The organism is Paenibacillus sanfengchensis (assembly GCF_036864765.1).
Taxonomy (GTDB): Bacteria; Bacillota; Bacilli; order Paenibacillales; family Paenibacillaceae; genus Fontibacillus; species Fontibacillus sanfengchensis.
On sequence record NZ_JBAGJC010000009.1, the window covers coordinates 118,397 to 132,505 of the forward strand.

General features: G+C 55.0%; 11 protein-coding genes. 3 read left to right on the top strand and 8 right to left on the bottom strand.

Annotated features, from left to right (window positions below; translation table 11 throughout):
* The first annotated feature begins 33 nt into the window (after positions 1-33).
* Positions 34-1,422 (top strand): SMI1/KNR4 family protein, encoded by a 1,389-nt coding sequence (locus V4U84_RS19140; protein ID WP_334077745.1) that lies wholly within the window; start codon positions 34-36, stop codon positions 1,420-1,422.
* Positions 1,423-1,540: 118 nt separating this feature from the next.
* On the opposite strand, the gene V4U84_RS19145 is transcribed toward V4U84_RS19140, so the two are convergent.
* Both V4U84_RS19145 and V4U84_RS19150 read right to left on the bottom strand, forming a co-directional pair.
* Positions 1,541-3,223 carry a DUF6138 family protein gene (locus V4U84_RS19145; protein WP_334077746.1) on the bottom strand — a complete coding sequence of 561 codons (1,683 nt, stop codon included), beginning with the start codon at positions 3,221-3,223 and terminating at the stop codon, positions 1,541-1,543.
* A gap of 56 nt (positions 3,224-3,279) precedes the next feature.
* The gene (locus V4U84_RS19150; protein ID WP_334077747.1) at positions 3,280-3,987 is read right to left on the bottom strand and encodes a DUF4274 domain-containing protein; all 708 of its coding nucleotides are present in this window, start codon (positions 3,985-3,987) and stop codon (positions 3,280-3,282) included.
* 129 nt (positions 3,988-4,116) lie between these two features.
* Between V4U84_RS19150 and V4U84_RS19155 the strand changes: the two genes are divergently transcribed.
* Positions 4,117-4,488, top strand: a complete 372-nt coding sequence (locus tag V4U84_RS19155; protein WP_334077748.1) for a hypothetical protein — start codon at positions 4,117-4,119, stop codon at positions 4,486-4,488.
* 518 nt (positions 4,489-5,006) lie between these two features.
* Here the strand turns inward: V4U84_RS19155 and V4U84_RS19160 are convergent.
* The 3 genes from V4U84_RS19160 to V4U84_RS19170 are packed head-to-tail and all read right to left on the bottom strand — an operon-like array spanning position 5,007 to position 8,259.
* Positions 5,007-5,471, bottom strand: a complete 465-nt coding sequence (locus V4U84_RS19160; RefSeq protein WP_334077749.1) for a hypothetical protein — start codon at positions 5,469-5,471, stop codon at positions 5,007-5,009.
* A 56-nt stretch (positions 5,472-5,527) separates the two neighbouring features.
* Positions 5,528-6,856, bottom strand: coding sequence for a DUF1963 domain-containing protein (locus V4U84_RS19165; protein ID WP_334077750.1), 1,329 nt, complete (start codon positions 6,854-6,856; stop codon positions 5,528-5,530).
* Between the two features lie 20 nt (positions 6,857-6,876).
* A complete protein-coding gene (locus V4U84_RS19170) occupies positions 6,877-8,259 on the bottom strand; it encodes an SMI1/KNR4 family protein (protein WP_334077751.1) in 1,383 nt (460 codons plus the stop codon).
* A 78-nt stretch (positions 8,260-8,337) separates the two neighbouring features.
* Here V4U84_RS19170 and V4U84_RS19175 point away from each other — a divergent pair, with 78 nt between their 5' ends.
* Complete coding sequence (locus tag V4U84_RS19175) at positions 8,338-9,627, top strand: XRE family transcriptional regulator (protein WP_334077752.1); 1,290 nt, start codon at positions 8,338-8,340, stop codon at positions 9,625-9,627.
* A 231-nt stretch (positions 9,628-9,858) separates the two neighbouring features.
* Here V4U84_RS19175 and V4U84_RS19180 read toward each other — a convergent pair whose 3' ends face one another.
* The 3 genes from V4U84_RS19180 to V4U84_RS19190 are packed head-to-tail and all read right to left on the bottom strand — an operon-like array spanning position 9,859 to position 14,080.
* Positions 9,859-12,147: a hypothetical protein gene (locus tag V4U84_RS19180; RefSeq protein ID WP_334077753.1), complete on the bottom strand. Its 2,289-nt coding sequence runs from the start codon at positions 12,145-12,147 to the stop codon at positions 9,859-9,861.
* 47 nt (positions 12,148-12,194) lie between these two features.
* A complete protein-coding gene (locus V4U84_RS19185) occupies positions 12,195-12,995 on the bottom strand; it encodes a hypothetical protein (RefSeq protein ID WP_334075817.1) in 801 nt (266 codons plus the stop codon).
* Positions 12,996-13,012: 17 nt separating this feature from the next.
* The gene (locus V4U84_RS19190) at positions 13,013-14,080 is read right to left on the bottom strand and encodes an ankyrin repeat domain-containing protein (RefSeq protein ID WP_334077754.1); all 1,068 of its coding nucleotides are present in this window, start codon (positions 14,078-14,080) and stop codon (positions 13,013-13,015) included.
* Positions 14,081-14,109 lie beyond the last annotated feature (29 nt).

The following is a 14,109-nucleotide window of genomic DNA, read 5'->3' on the forward strand; positions in this document are numbered from 1 at the left end:
AATAGGATAATTACACCAATATCGGGGGATATCATGGACCAAACGCTTATAGAACAATTGAACCGATGGCATGAGGAAGACGAGCATCAGCAAATTGTCGACACCCTTCTGGCGATTCCCGGAGAAGAGTGGGATTATGAAGCCGTAGGCCGCTTGGGCAGAGCCTATAACAATCTGGGGCTTTACGAGGAGGCCCTCGCTCAACTCGGCACCATCGCCGAGGCGGGAGAGCAGGATCCGGTGTGGCACTACCGGGTCGGTTACGCTCTCTATCATTTGCAAAAATATAAAGAAGCGGCGGAATCCTTCGCCGCCTCGAACCAGCTTGAACCCGGCGATCCGGATTTCGAATATTTCCTGCAAATGAGCCGGGGGAAAGCGGAGAAGCAGCAACGGCAGGAGCGGCGCCTTGCCGCCAAACGGGAGGCCGCCTCGAAATCCGGGGGCGAGAGCGAGGACCATGTCCCTTTCGCGGGGATGCCGCTCGCCGATTTTTGGGAGGACAGCGACTACGCCAGGAAGGAATACGTTTCCGCGCCGCCAACCGATGAAATGATCGCTTCGGTAGAGAAGGAGCTGGGATACAAACTGCCCGCATCCTATATCGCGCTGATGAAGCAGCAAAACGGAGGAATTCCGAAGAATACCTCCTTTCCGATGGAGGAAGCGACCTCCTGGGCCGAAGACCATATCGCCATTTCGGGCATCCTGGGCATCGGCCGGGAAAAAAGCTACTCCCTTTGCGGGGATCTCGGCAGCCAGTTTATGATCGAGGAATGGGGATATCCCGATATCGGCGTGGTGATCTGCGACTGCCCTTCGGCAGGCCATGATCTGGTCATGCTGGACTACCGGGCCTGCGGGCCGGATGGCGAACCGGAGGTCATTCATATCGATCAGGAAGACGACTACGAGATTACCTTCGTGGCCGAAAATTTCGAGGCGTTTATTAGAGGACTCGTGCATAGTTCGGAATACGACACCTCCGACGAAGATAAGATCACGGATCTGCACAACGTAGCTCACGGCAGTTTCTCTCCCTTACTCGCGGAACTGTGCGCCCAAGTGACGGAAGTGGAAAAGATCGAGCAAAAAATCCGCCGCATCTGCACGCAAATCGTCGAAGAAAAAGGCCATTTTTCCTTTCATGCGGATGAACTTTCGTACCTGATGTATGACGTGCAGTTTTGGCTTTACACCAAGTCCTATCCGGATACGGATCGCCAGCGCTACCTGGACATTTACCCCAGCATCATCGCCTTCGGCGCGGGGGAATTCAGCCAAGGCGGCTATGCGCCCGGATGGATCTCCGGCTGGCTGGACCTGCGCTTGAAGGAGGGGCGGATCGTCAAGGAGCACGAGCGGCTACGGTTTACGGATCTGGCCGCGGCCGAATTGATCGGACAATTGAAGGAAGCCTGATTCGTCCGGCCGGCAGGCCGGCAGATCAGAATGACCGGCCCTCCGCTAACCGAGTGGCATAAGCAAAAGCCCGCGCAAATGGCGCGGGCTCTTTTTCGCTCAAATCTGAAGTTTGAGTTCACTTCAACAGCGTCAACATTTGCAGCGCCACCAGCTGTTCCAGGCCTTCCTTCAGCGGAGGCTGAGCTTTCCGGGCCGCTGCGGCCAGTTTTTTGACGTTCCCGAAAATCCGGCACAGCACCAGCTCGCGTTCATGAATCTCTTTGCCCTTCAACGCCTGGACAAGCGCTTCGGCAAGCTCGGGAGTGTCGATGACGGCATTTTTCACCGGCCTGCCCTCGTCATTGCCCCCCAGCAAAATCGCAACAAATACCGGCATATGCTCCGCCTGTAATCCATGCGCCTCTATAAACGCCTCCGCATAGCTGTCCTGTACCATTTGATGCTCCGTATCCACCAGCTCCATATAGCGGCAGACCAACGGAAAATAAGCTTCGCTGTATAAGCCCAGTCCCATAACGGCGTAGGTGCCCGGCATAACCGATTTTTCCCCCGGCTCCACATCCTCGTACCACGCAAACTCCTCCATCGCGATGTCGGCATATTCCGCCAGCTTGGGGAACAGGACCGGATAACTGAGCGCGTTGGCAAAAAACTGGTGCAGTTTGGATTTCGCCAGCTTTTTCAGCGGCAGAAAATGCTTCTGGCTGCTTTTCAGCTTCAATTGATAGCCTTTGGGAAATCCCTGACGCAATAGGCCGATGATATAGTCCAAAGCTTCTCCGTAAGCCGACGCTTCTTCGGAAAGAATCCGAATTTCGATCGTCCGCGTCACATCGTTGTTCTTGCCTTCGACCCTCTCTCCGCGATAGGTGCTGGCAAACTTCCCGCTGCCCGTTTTCAAATAATCGGCGGCCCGCTGCGAGCCCAATTGAACCGCCAGCTCCAAATAGTCCTGACGGTTATTCGGCTCGTTGAGCCCCACCTGCAGGGCGGCATACAGGAAGAAATCCAGTTCACCGCCGTCAACCGCTTGCAGATCCTGTCCCACCTTCAAAGTCCAGTAGTTCCCATAGTCACGGATACGATCGAAATACCGCGGTAAAAAATACTCCTGCGCCCATCTGTTAAAGGCGGCGGTACAGTGCCGGTCCCATTCGTCGTGGCGGCTCGGGTCGGAACGCAGCTTTGCAGAAAGCCGGCGGATCAGCGGGTCGATCTCTTTCTCCTCCTGCCGCATCAGCTCCGGATCGACCAAATGATCGGCAAAGAAGAACAGGTCCTTCTCCCTCGGCATGTTGTCGGGTGAATCGGAAAGAACTTGAGTTTGAATAAAATGCTCCAGCGTTTTGCGGAGTTCCGTCCGCTTGGCTTCATTTGTCAGTCGGCGGCTCAACGAAATTTTGGACGCCTCCCGTTCAAATTCAAACACGACTTGAAACCGGAAATCAAAAAAGGACGGACCGAACTCCTCCGAGCGAAACAGTTGATCTATCCGATTACACAAGGCAGGGAAAAAATCCTCCGTTAGCTGCTCGTCGGTCAATTCCGCAATATAAGGACCCGCTTCGATTTTATATGAACTATCGCTCCAGGAGAACGGCTCATAGGTATCGATGTGAATTTTTCCCGCTTCCCAGGTGAATTTGCCCTTCCTCCAGGCCACCTGAAGATAATCCATGATTCCTGCCTGCAGCTTGCTTCGGGGCTCAAGTTCGTTGATCCGCCCGCTTTCCTTGGTGTAAATCGCCATGACTTCTTGCCAAACCTCATTAAGAAAAGCCTCCACCGCCTGATTCATTGATCTGTCCTCCCGTGAAATAATTAATAGGGGTAAAAAATAGAATGACGCTTATGCTATGCTTCTTCGTCTAATTTCAGCCGCTGCCTTAACTTCAGAGCCAGCTCCCGCCAAAGCTCCCCTTCCAGGCTCTCCGCAAGTTCCGACTCGTCCTTCTCCAGCCAGTAATCCCCATCCAGCAGCTCGTACATATCGAACAGCGTAATTTCCGGGATAGCCGGGTTGGCGAATGCGCAGAGCATCGGTTCCGGGCCGTCGTCCCAGTTGTAACCGCCCACGACCGCATGAAGCAGAACCGGGGAGTCCAGACGCCGGATTTTGTCGCACATGTCTTTGCCGGATTCTTCATACAAAATATCGTCCACGACCTCTTGTTCCTGCGGTGTCAATGTAAGGCGGACAGCACCGGCTGTCCCGATCAGCATATCGGCGATCTCTTTGTTCCCGCGGGCCGCGTTCCAGGCGGTTGCCAGGATGCCCTTCGCCGAATCCAGCTTCGCACCGGTCTCAAGCAACTTGCGGATCGCTTCCTTTTGCTTGAATTTGACCGCTTTTTTGAGCGCCGTATCCCCCAGCTTGTCTTCCGCCTCCAGGTCCGCTCCCGCGTCCAGCAACACTTCAATAGCCTCAATCGGCATTCGATTCGTCAGAAACAGCATAAGCGGGGTTCTGCCCCGATCGTCCCGCTCGTTTACGTCCAGCTCGGCTGCGGCGTTTCGGACCGTATCCAAGTCTTTCGTCCGGCTGACCTCATTCCAATTCATAGACTTAGACTTCCTCCCTTTTTGATAGATTCGACTGGTAAGCGACAATCCTTCAGGTTAAATATTCCAACCATTTAGCCGATAAACAAGGAGTGGCAGCTATTCTCAACTAAAGGAGGTGTTTTCCACATGAAACTTGAATCGCTATCCCTATTCAAGTCGAATGCTTCCACGCCATCTCCTCCCTCGTCCAGATTGGAACAGCTTATGCACATCGCCCAAAACGGCGCCTCCGCGGCAGAGAAACGAAAGATGGCCCGAATGATGCAAATGCGGATGGAGCAGGAATCGGTAGGGACCCTTTTCGCCAATATCCCTGAAGTTAAAGGGAACGCGGAGGTACAGCCGAAGGAGGACTCGGAGAACGGAGATAAAGTATCGAATGAGCATGGAGATACCGTACAGATTTCCGATACGGCCAAACAGCAATTTGAGACCAGCCGCTCCGAAAACGGCGGATCGTCCCCTGAACCGGCCGCTACATCCTCACCCGCCACCTGACGCGGCGATTGACGGTGTGCAGAGGCTGTCCTATAAGGGACAGCCCTCTTTTGACAAGGCCGTTTTTTGTCCCGACAGAAAAACAAGCTGATTATCCCCGGACAATCGGGGACTTGACTCCGCCGTACCTCTTTAAGTCGAACGCTTTTGCCGTCCAGCAACTCCCCATGTACTAGTGCCCCTTCAGACATCGTAGTAGGGAAAAATCGTATTTAACCCGCGGGGATCAAGGGGCCTAGCGCATTTTCTGATCCTTCCAACTTCAAAAAGATGCAAATCTGCAGGTAATTTCAGTCCGGTCCCTGAGGGGATTCGAAAAAAGGTGCAAATCTGCAGGCATTTCTGGCGATTTTAGAGAAACGAGCCGATTTCGTCGAAAATCCCTGCAGAATTGCAGGAATTTTGAAATCATTGTTCCAAACAGAAAAAAAACATACACATATGCAGGTATTCTATGTTATCAAGGTCCTCTGATGTGGCGCGCTGGATTGGAGCAGCTGTTAATGCTGGCTTTGCAATCATAGCAAGTATCTTTTTATTTTCTGCTCAAACAACGTAATATAATGGAATTTACGAGGATACTTGTCTTCACGCAGCATATCGAGCAGCACCGATTGTCCCTCCGAATAGCATACCGCGTACTCGCACTCGTCATATAACAGCCGTGACAACCTTTGAACGTTCTCTATATTTTCCTTGGTCCGCCATCCAAAACGAATCATATCCAACTGGTCCAGCGGATCACGGTAAGTGTCCAAAACGATACAAATACCGGGCTGTTCTTTCCTGCCGAATACCAGCACATCCCCCGTGTTCACCGGATTATCAAAATAACGCTCATAAACGGCTTCCACGGGAACGCGGATGCTCAGCGCATCCATCACCGCCTGAAAATTCGGATGAGGGATATACTCGTCGCGCTGCTCGTCCGGATACAATACCAAATCGGAAATCGAGGCCATGATCGAAAAATCAATATACATAGACTAGCCTCCTTCCTTATACTTTTGCTATTAGCTGCTACCGTCCCTTACACTGCTCAGCTTTGCTGATACACGCTCGCGGTCAGCCTGTCCTCGGGACACACGAACATGTAGAAAACGCCTTCCCCCATGTCGAAATCATCCCAGTCCACTTGGCCGACAAACCGCATTCGTTGGTCGCAGCAGGGACACTGCGGGTATTCCGCATCCTGGACCCAGCCCGGATGCCCCCCGATTTGCGAGCCTTGTTGGGACATGCCCCACTCTGCGGCGTAAAACGGGGATCGCGGCGTCTCAGACAGAGTAGGCTCGCCTGCGTTTCCCGCCGCATCGAAGGGTTCGCTGTCCTCCGGATCGAAGACCGGCAGGTAGTCCGGCTCCACGTTAAAGCGGCTCCAGACGGGGACGCCCCGGGAATCAAGCTCCATGTAGATGATGCCGAAACAGCCGCAGCGCTCGCAGGTTTCAACCCGCAGACGTTCCGTCGGCAGACCGAGATAGGCCACGGACGGATGAGAAGCGTCCACATCGATCAGCGCGGTCAATTTCCCTTTGCACCACGGACAGACGGAGGAACTGCTTTCCAGGACCAGAAAGCTTGCCACCGGCGGCCCGTCAGCATCAGCCTGCCCCAGCTTCGGCTCGGGCTCATCCGCAAGGGCAATCGCATAATTCGGCGGATGAATCAAATCGCGCCGCGCACCATCGGAGGTGAGCTCCCAGCCCGCTTCGAGCGCATAAACTTCAGGCGCGACATACAGCCGCTCAGCCCACTGCGGCGGGTGGACCCGCCATTCCCGGAATCGGCCGACCACCTCGGAATCGCCGATCCAGCTTAAGATCAGCAGGACATGATTGCGGTTCTCGTCGTCTTGCTCCACCTGCTCAAGCAGGCGGTTCCTGATCTCCGCGGGCGCATCCTTATACAAAATAGAAGGATAATAGATACCGCGTTCCATGAGCTCGGGCAGCACCCCGGCGATATTTTCGTTCCGGTAACATACCAGCGCCAACAGGATATTTTCCGCAATATCCTTATCCCCGTCTCCGCTCCCGCTCAACAGCTCCACCGCATAATCCAGCATCCGTCCGGCCTGATCGGCCGTTAGGGAAACATAGACCCGTTCCTTCTTCAGCGGATAACGCACATATTGGATCAGCGGGTCATGCCGCCTTGGAGCATGCATGATCTTGAGGATTTCCACCGGATCCGTCAGACCCTCATACAAGTTCACCGTTTTGCGGTTCTGCTCGATGTAAGCTTGATATTTCTGCTGTTCCTGCCACTGATGGCAGGGCATGCAGTAGCCGCCTGTTTTGGCGGCCGTGGTCGGCAAAATGGTTGCTTTGCATCCTTCCGTTTTGCAAGGGATACGTTCGGTCATGATGATTCCACCTCCATAATTTAGCGCTCTCTCCCTCTCCGGTCAGGGTCCAATATCGTTCTGAGTATTCCTCGTACTTGCGTCAAAGCAGCGGGCACTTTCCGTTCCATCTCCTCCCTAGCAGCAAACCCAAACTCCTCAAGACGGCGGCGCACATTCGAACGGATATAATCTTGGTCCGTCTTATGCTGCCAGAGCAGCCGTTCATACGATTCGAGCAATACGGGGTCGGGCACGTCCGACAACGCCTGCACGGCGATGTGCTGCACACGGACCTCCGGATCTTCGAGCGCTGTCATGAAATCGGACAGGTACTCGGCCTTTCTTGCGGATTTCCCCGCCTGATAAACGGCCTGTATGCGAAACTCCTTGTCCGGATGACGGAAAAAAGGCAGCATCCAGGCCACCATGTCCACGCCGGCATCGTTCAAAATGTACGTCATAAAGCGAAATGCCTCCGCATTCGTTTCCCGCGGCAGCAAACGGACAATCTCCTCTGTGAATCGCTGCTCTCCCGGGGGCATGTACCACTTGATATACTGCAGAGCAAGCAGGCGGCCTTCGGCTTCCGTCCCGTTCAGCTTGTGCCGGATCAGCGGTTCCGCCCGGTCGAACCTGGTTTTGGCCAGCACCTGCAGCGCCCGGCGGACTGCTTCCCCCGAGCTCTCCCGGCATAGCTCCTCCAGAAAAAGGACCGTTTCATCGGCGATTTCCGGCAGCTTGAGCATCCCTTCCAACGCCTCCAGCTTGACCGCTTCTTCCGTCGCCGCAGCATACAGGTCCAGCAGCGCGCGATCGTCTCCGCCCCGGCCCATGCCGAACCAAGAGTCGTCGTAACCGGCGATCGTCTCATCGAGCCAACGCTCGTACCAATCCAGAAAATGCTCTTCATATGTAAAAAAGGACCGGTGGCTGTCCAGATCCAGATAAACCACTTTCCCCCGGTATTCGCCCGTTATGACCAGCATCGTTTCATAGCTGCACCCCTGTTCGCCGATATTCAGCAATCCCTGAACCCACTTGGCGACCCAGTCGTCATATTCCTCGTCGCTCATGGTGTTGGGATCGGGATCGTTCGGCTCCCCGTCCATGGCAGCCTGGCTCATTTGGGGCCGCAGGGCCGCAGGCTCCCCCATGCGGTCCATCTCTATGGACTGCTTGGTCCCCAGCGGGTGAATCCCGTAGTAAGGGCCTGCCCCGCCGTTCCCGATCTCCGTCAGAAAAGCGGCATATTCCGCGGGCAGCACGATGCCGTGCGTTTGCTCGAAGCGCCGCAGCTCCACGGGACTCAGCCGTTCATTCAGCCTATACCGATGGGACCTGGCTCCGAATACCCGACAATCCGGGTCCGCTTGTGCGGCCAGCACGAGCTTGCGGCGGATTCGATTCAACTGATTTTTCAAACGAGGTCCCTCCTTCTAGCCAAAAAAACTATGGTATACTTTGGGATGACATTTAACGGAAAGGATGCACGAAGCCTGATGTTAAAGGAACGGATCGACTATTTGTGCAAAAAAAGAGAGATCGCCCGCAAGGAGTTGGTGAACGGCCTGGTTACGCAGGCCCATTTCGCCAACATTCTGGCTGAGCGCTACCCGCTGCCCGAGGATTTGGCGGTACAAATCGCGGGCCGGCTCAGCGTCACCCCCGCTTACCTGCTGGAGGCCTCGTCCGTGTCGGAGGAAACGCTATCGCGGGCGGAAGCGGTCTTCGACCTGTTGTCACGGTCGGCGGCCACCCTCGATGAACAGCAGGTTGGCGAGCTCCCCGACAAGGACGACACCCTGACCGTCGAACTGACGACCGCATTGATGAAAGCCGTCTACTACCAGCAGTGGAATAACACGATAGCCTACGATTATTTACACCGGAACTACCTGGATTTTTTCCTCGAAAAATATGGCCGACTCGAAGGCAACAGCATGCCCCAACTGCCGATGCCTGCGAAAAAAGCTCTCTACTATTACCGTATCCAGCTGTTCCGGTCCCAAGGGCGTTATGACGAGGCGTTGAACCAGTCCCGATATCTGGCGGACATGCTTGACCCCGGAACGGAAATATGGATTACGGCGCAAAATTTTATGCTGGAATCCTACATCTATTTAAAGCAATTCGACCAGGCGAAGCGGACCTTTGAGCATACGATGAAACACGTTTATGAGCAACGCTGGTTCCATCGTCTGTCCGAACTCTATATCGCCTACAGCGGCTATAACTTCTCGGTCGGACTGGTTCAGGAGGCGCTCCTTGCCCTGACGATGGCCGAGGCCAACCTGGTTTACGCCGCCAACCAAGGCGAGTTGTTTCCGGCGCTGATCAACAATCGGATCATTATGCTGATCCTGCTGGGCGAACACGACAAGGCCGAACAGGAGATCGCCCGTTACGAAGAGATAACTCTCCGGGAACCCGAGGAGGTCCGGGTTCAGTTCCGGCCGCTCATCCATGTATACCGCTGCGAGCTTGCCGTAAGCCGGAAGCAGTGGACCTTGCTGGAGAGCGAGATCGCCATGCTTGCGCGGACCGCACATAACGACGACCAGCAAATGTCGCTGCTGTTTTACCGAAGCCGGCTGTCGCTGGCCCAAGGCCGGTACGAGCCATTTATGGAACAGGCTTTGGCCTGCCTGCCCTATTACGAATCGGTCCGGCAGGCCAATCGGCTGGAGCCGCTGTACGAGACGCTGGCCGTCGTTTCCGAGGAGCTCCGCAAGTATAAGGACGCGGCGGCTTACTATAAGAAGCTCGTTCAGCTGTTGAGGAGCAAGTAGAGCAAGTAGGGGAAGCCTTAGGCTCCCCTACTCACCGTATTAGCGGCCTTTTGGGCCGCTATTTCGGCCCGATTCGGCTTCGCGGGAATAATAGCGGTCCAAAAGCGCCTTATTTCCCTGATACGGGTTCCGAAATCAGGTTTAGGCCCGCAATCCCTCAAATTAAGACTCCAAAAGACCGCTATATCACGCCGTCCAGCGAATCGGACAAAATAGCGCCTCAAAAGATCCTTACATCGAAGAGTAATTGACGATGATCGCCTCCCGCGAAGCCTCGTCATAAGCGATCCAGAGTTCGTCGCCGACCTCCACCCCGTACATCGGTTCGATCGTTTGGGTCATCCGGTAGGTCATGCCGCCTCTTTCCAGCGTGATCGTGGCCAGCGGCCGTTCCCCCAGCGTGCCGTCGTACTGGACCGAGGTCACCTTCGCCGCTCCCTGCTTGCCGCCGCGATGCAGCCGGACTTCCTTCAAGTAGTCGTCTTTTCGCATCGCGACAGGAACCGTTATGCCGGCTTTCACCGGAAGTTCCCGCGGCACATAAAGGCTGTTTATCTTGCGAAGAGGCACCGAACCTTCCGTGAGCAGAACTTCGAACAGCATGAGCTTCCGTCCCCCGATCGTAATCGGATACTCCTCCACGCGGAGCACTTCGCCCTCCAGGGTAAACTGCTCCGACTTTTCAAAACTGCCTCCGTTTCCGTAACTGTAAAGCCGCACCGTCCCCTGGATCAGCGCCAGGGAAGCCCGTTCGCCGACGCGGTATTCGAACCCCGGCGGCTGCACCACCGGCACGACGTAATCGCGCCCGTCAGCCGTAAAGTGGAGCTGCAGCGCCTGTCCCCGGTTCACCCTGCCGTAAGGTTCGATCCGCCGCAGAACCGCGTTGCGGATAATTTCCGGCTCCGTTCCCGGCTGCTGCCCCATGTCCTTGAGATCTTCTTCCGTGATAAACACGGCCTTGTTCTTTTTACGGTTATAGCTGATCATGACAGGATCTCCGACCTTAATATCATTCAGGTACGAGATGACCTGCTTGATTTCGATCTCCTTAACCTGCCCCTCGTCCTCGAACCGGACGGTAAACCCGACCTGCGGCCGCTCGTTCACATAAAGGCCCGTTTCCCGCATATCGACGATCTTGCCCGGCAGCGCTACACCTTCGGCGATTTTTTTGGATCTCGTTCCACTCAATAGGCGAGGAAGCAGAGCTCCGCTGAAGATGGTGGCCAACGGAATAAACAGCCAAACCGCCCAGTTGATCACGAGTGGGCCGCCTTGCCTTACGTAATTCCAAAAGCTTGAAAACGATACGCGCGTTTCGTTTTCGGCGACCACCCAGCTTCTGACCAGATCGCCCCCGAACACCTTGGCCTCCCGGCTTTTGACATTGACAAATCCCGCCGCCGCATGCTCACCGTTTACATAGTAAAGCGTATCGCTGTCCGGTTCTTTGTGGAACTCGATATCCTCCCCTTTCAAATCCTCATAAGAGAGCTTTCCGAGCAAATCGGTGGCATCGCTGTATTTCCCGGTTTTCTCATTGAACACATAGCCCAGCACAGTCCCGTTCAGCTCATCTTCCGCCGTCGATCCGGCAATCAGCACCTCTTGGTCGTTCAGCAGAAAAACCTTGGCCTGATAAACCGGTTTGGGCGTCGGTACAGAGGCTCCCCATTCGCTCTTGGCCGCGTTATAAAACACGGCCTTCCCGGGATAGTCGCTATTCTCCCGGACCAGCTTCGTGTTGTTGAAGCCGAAGTGCTTGGCGAAACTCGCCCCGGCCCGGTCCTCCGCGTCGAATGTGTTCTCCTCCTTGTTTTGCAGGAGTACGAGCGGCCGCCCGTTTTTGTCCATAATCCCGCTGACAAACGCGGTTCTGTCGTCTTTCAGGCTCACCGAAAAGATCGGGACCGCCTGATCGTTCTCAAAGCTGCGGTGAACTTCGTTCACACTAACAGGTCTCGCCGGAAGTAGATCGGGCTTATTGAAATTCGCGATTTGCAGCTTCCCGTCTTTCACCTGGGCCAGATAGAGCGCCTGCCCTATCGTTTCCCCCGACACAATCAGCCGGCCGCGCCACGAATAAGTCCCCGAGCCCATTCCCCCGGGTATGTGCACCGTTGATCTTGCCAGTTCTTCAACCTCCCCGGACGGGCGGATAAAGTTGATCCGCAGCCCGTTGCTGGTGTTATACGTCGGTATGATCACACCGCCTTGCTGATATACCGCCGGTCCCAGTTCCCCGCTAAAGTCGGAGTCCATGACGAACTCCTTCAGCACATTTCCGGTGGCGGTATCAAACAGCCGAGCCGTAAACTCCTCTTCGCCGAGGTCCTTTTCAAAAACCCCCACAGCTTTGTTCCCCTCATCCAGCGCATAAACCCCTTTCGGAGTCGGCAGGTATTCATCGACATTCCCGATATAGCGGTTGTAGCTGTTCCATACGGACACACTTAACAGAATTCCGGGTATAAAGAACACCAGATTCAGCAGCGATATTCCCCGCATTTTTTTCACTTTACGACCTCTCCCTTCCTAAAACACACGGCCGTTCTCAGCCATCCTTACAGATACGCCCCGAAATAGAACTCCGCCTTTTCTCTGGAATAACCGTCTTCCCCTCTCCAAGTGGCCATCGAGTTAAAGTCGGTGCCGCGGCCCCGTTCCTTCCGGTAGTCGTCTCCGGACTGCAGCAGCCCGGCGTATCCCCAGATTTCCATCACAGAATCCCGTTCGTCGCCATTGGACGGAAAAACATCCTTCCAGCGTTTCTCCAATTGCCGGGCCGCTTCTTTATCGCCGCAGGCTTCCACCGATTCAAACATGCGCTTAAGAATCGTCACGTCCTCCGCGCTGACCGCCAATTCCTCTTCCTGTCCGGCAAGCAACTCTAAATCCATTAGGCAATAGATCAGCCAGTTTAAACGGACGCCTCCCCATTTCACGCGTTCAAAATTTAGGACGTTCCAGTCCTGATTGATATATTGTTCGTTCGCCATCAGCCTTCTGTCGTTGCAAGCGCTGCAAGCGGAGTAACTCGGCTGTTCGGCCGGCTGTTCCGTGTAGGTATGTAAAGGCAAGTCGTACGTTAAAGCATAGCTGGAAAGGGCACTTCGTAAGTAAACCTTGCGCGTGGAAAGACTGTGCAGGAAGGCGCGTACCACTTTATCCTTTGTAATCGACTTCTCGTGCAGCTCCCGGAGCCGGCGAATGCACTCGTCATGCGAGATCGTCACCGGGTCGAACATAACGCCTTTGCTCTTCGCATACTCGAAATCTTCATCCGTACAGAGCGGACCGCCCGCTCTCCAGCGGCCGGAGCTCCAGTAGGTGTTCAGCAATATTTTTTTGGCCTTGGCATCCATCGCCTTACGCCTCCCGTTCACTCAAAGATTTGCCCCACATAAACTCCGGGGTTCGCCATAAATTCCGCATATTTCGCCAGCGGCGCGTATTCCTGATGCTCCACGTCATAGTAACCGATCATTTTGGAGCCGGGATGCCAGACGAGAAGGATATCGCTGTAATTGTCCATCTCGGCGGACAGACGCAGCAGCTTTTTACGGCCGAGCTTCATTTCGATCGTGTCGGTCAGGCTGAAGAAATCGATATAATTCACATCGTATTCGTTATCCGGCAAAGTAAGGCGAAGCTCATCCCCGCTCAAAAAGGCCACCAGCTCCGCCGGAAGATGATAGCTTTTGAGCGCATGCAGCTTGTTGCTCCGCTTATGAAACTCCGGCGGTTCCAGCGCTTTGAGATACTCCGCCATTTCGCGGTTTTTCGCCGCTACCGCGATCGTATACGGCCGCTCCCCGTCCTTTTCGGCCAGAGTAACATCCGCCCCGCGCTCGACCAGATAGCGGACCATGGCCATGTCTCCGTTTCTGGCCGCAACGGTCAACGGGGTCGCCCGGTAAGGGTACACCATGTCCGGTTCGTTGTAATTGATATCGACCCCGTGGTCCAGCAAATATTCGACGATGTTCAACTTATGGTCGGAAACGGCAGTGCGCAGCGTTTTACCCCCGTGCTCCCGTAGGTCGAGCCCCAGCTCGCGGATCAGCGGAATATGGCCGGACTTTCCGTAGTAGGCTTCCTGATAAGCCCCCGAGCCGACATGGTTCACCAAGTCGATTCGGGCCCCCTGCTCCCGGACGAAGCGGACAGTCTCCTCCCGGCCGTACCGGACCGCCAGCAGAAAGGCCGGATTTCCCGGTTCGTTCAACTCCGCACCGTGCCGCACCAGCAACTTCACAATCTCGAGCCGATCCATAATCAGGGCCAGATCCAGGGAGGATAACTTGATATGGGTCCCCAACTTCATCTTCTCTTCTATATTCCATCCATCCGCCAGCATCGTCTCTACCGCCGCCACATCCCCTTTGTAGATGAATAACGCCATTTCCGGCAAAGTTTCGAACTTCCCTTTATCCTTGATCTTGTACATAACTGTCCCCTCTCCGCCATAAATCCGGC

Coding starts and splice junctions, on each gene's coding strand:
- V4U84_RS19140 (WP_334077745.1), top strand. CDS start 34: ATGGACCAAACGCTTATAGAACAATTGAACCGATGGCATGAGGAAGAC.
- V4U84_RS19145 (WP_334077746.1), bottom strand. CDS start 3,223: ATGAATCAGGCGGTGGAGGCTTTTCTTAATGAGGTTTGGCAAGAAGTC.
- V4U84_RS19150 (WP_334077747.1), bottom strand. CDS start 3,987: ATGAATTGGAATGAGGTCAGCCGGACGAAAGACTTGGATACGGTCCGA.
- V4U84_RS19155 (WP_334077748.1), top strand. CDS start 4,117: ATGAAACTTGAATCGCTATCCCTATTCAAGTCGAATGCTTCCACGCCA.
- V4U84_RS19160 (WP_334077749.1), bottom strand. CDS start 5,471: ATGTATATTGATTTTTCGATCATGGCCTCGATTTCCGATTTGGTATTG.
- V4U84_RS19165 (WP_334077750.1), bottom strand. CDS start 6,856: ATGACCGAACGTATCCCTTGCAAAACGGAAGGATGCAAAGCAACCATT.
- V4U84_RS19175 (WP_334077752.1), top strand. CDS start 8,338: ATGTTAAAGGAACGGATCGACTATTTGTGCAAAAAAAGAGAGATCGCC.
- V4U84_RS19185 (WP_334075817.1), bottom strand. CDS start 12,995: ATGGATGCCAAGGCCAAAAAAATATTGCTGAACACCTACTGGAGCTCC.
- V4U84_RS19190 (WP_334077754.1), bottom strand. CDS start 14,080: ATGTACAAGATCAAGGATAAAGGGAAGTTCGAAACTTTGCCGGAAATG.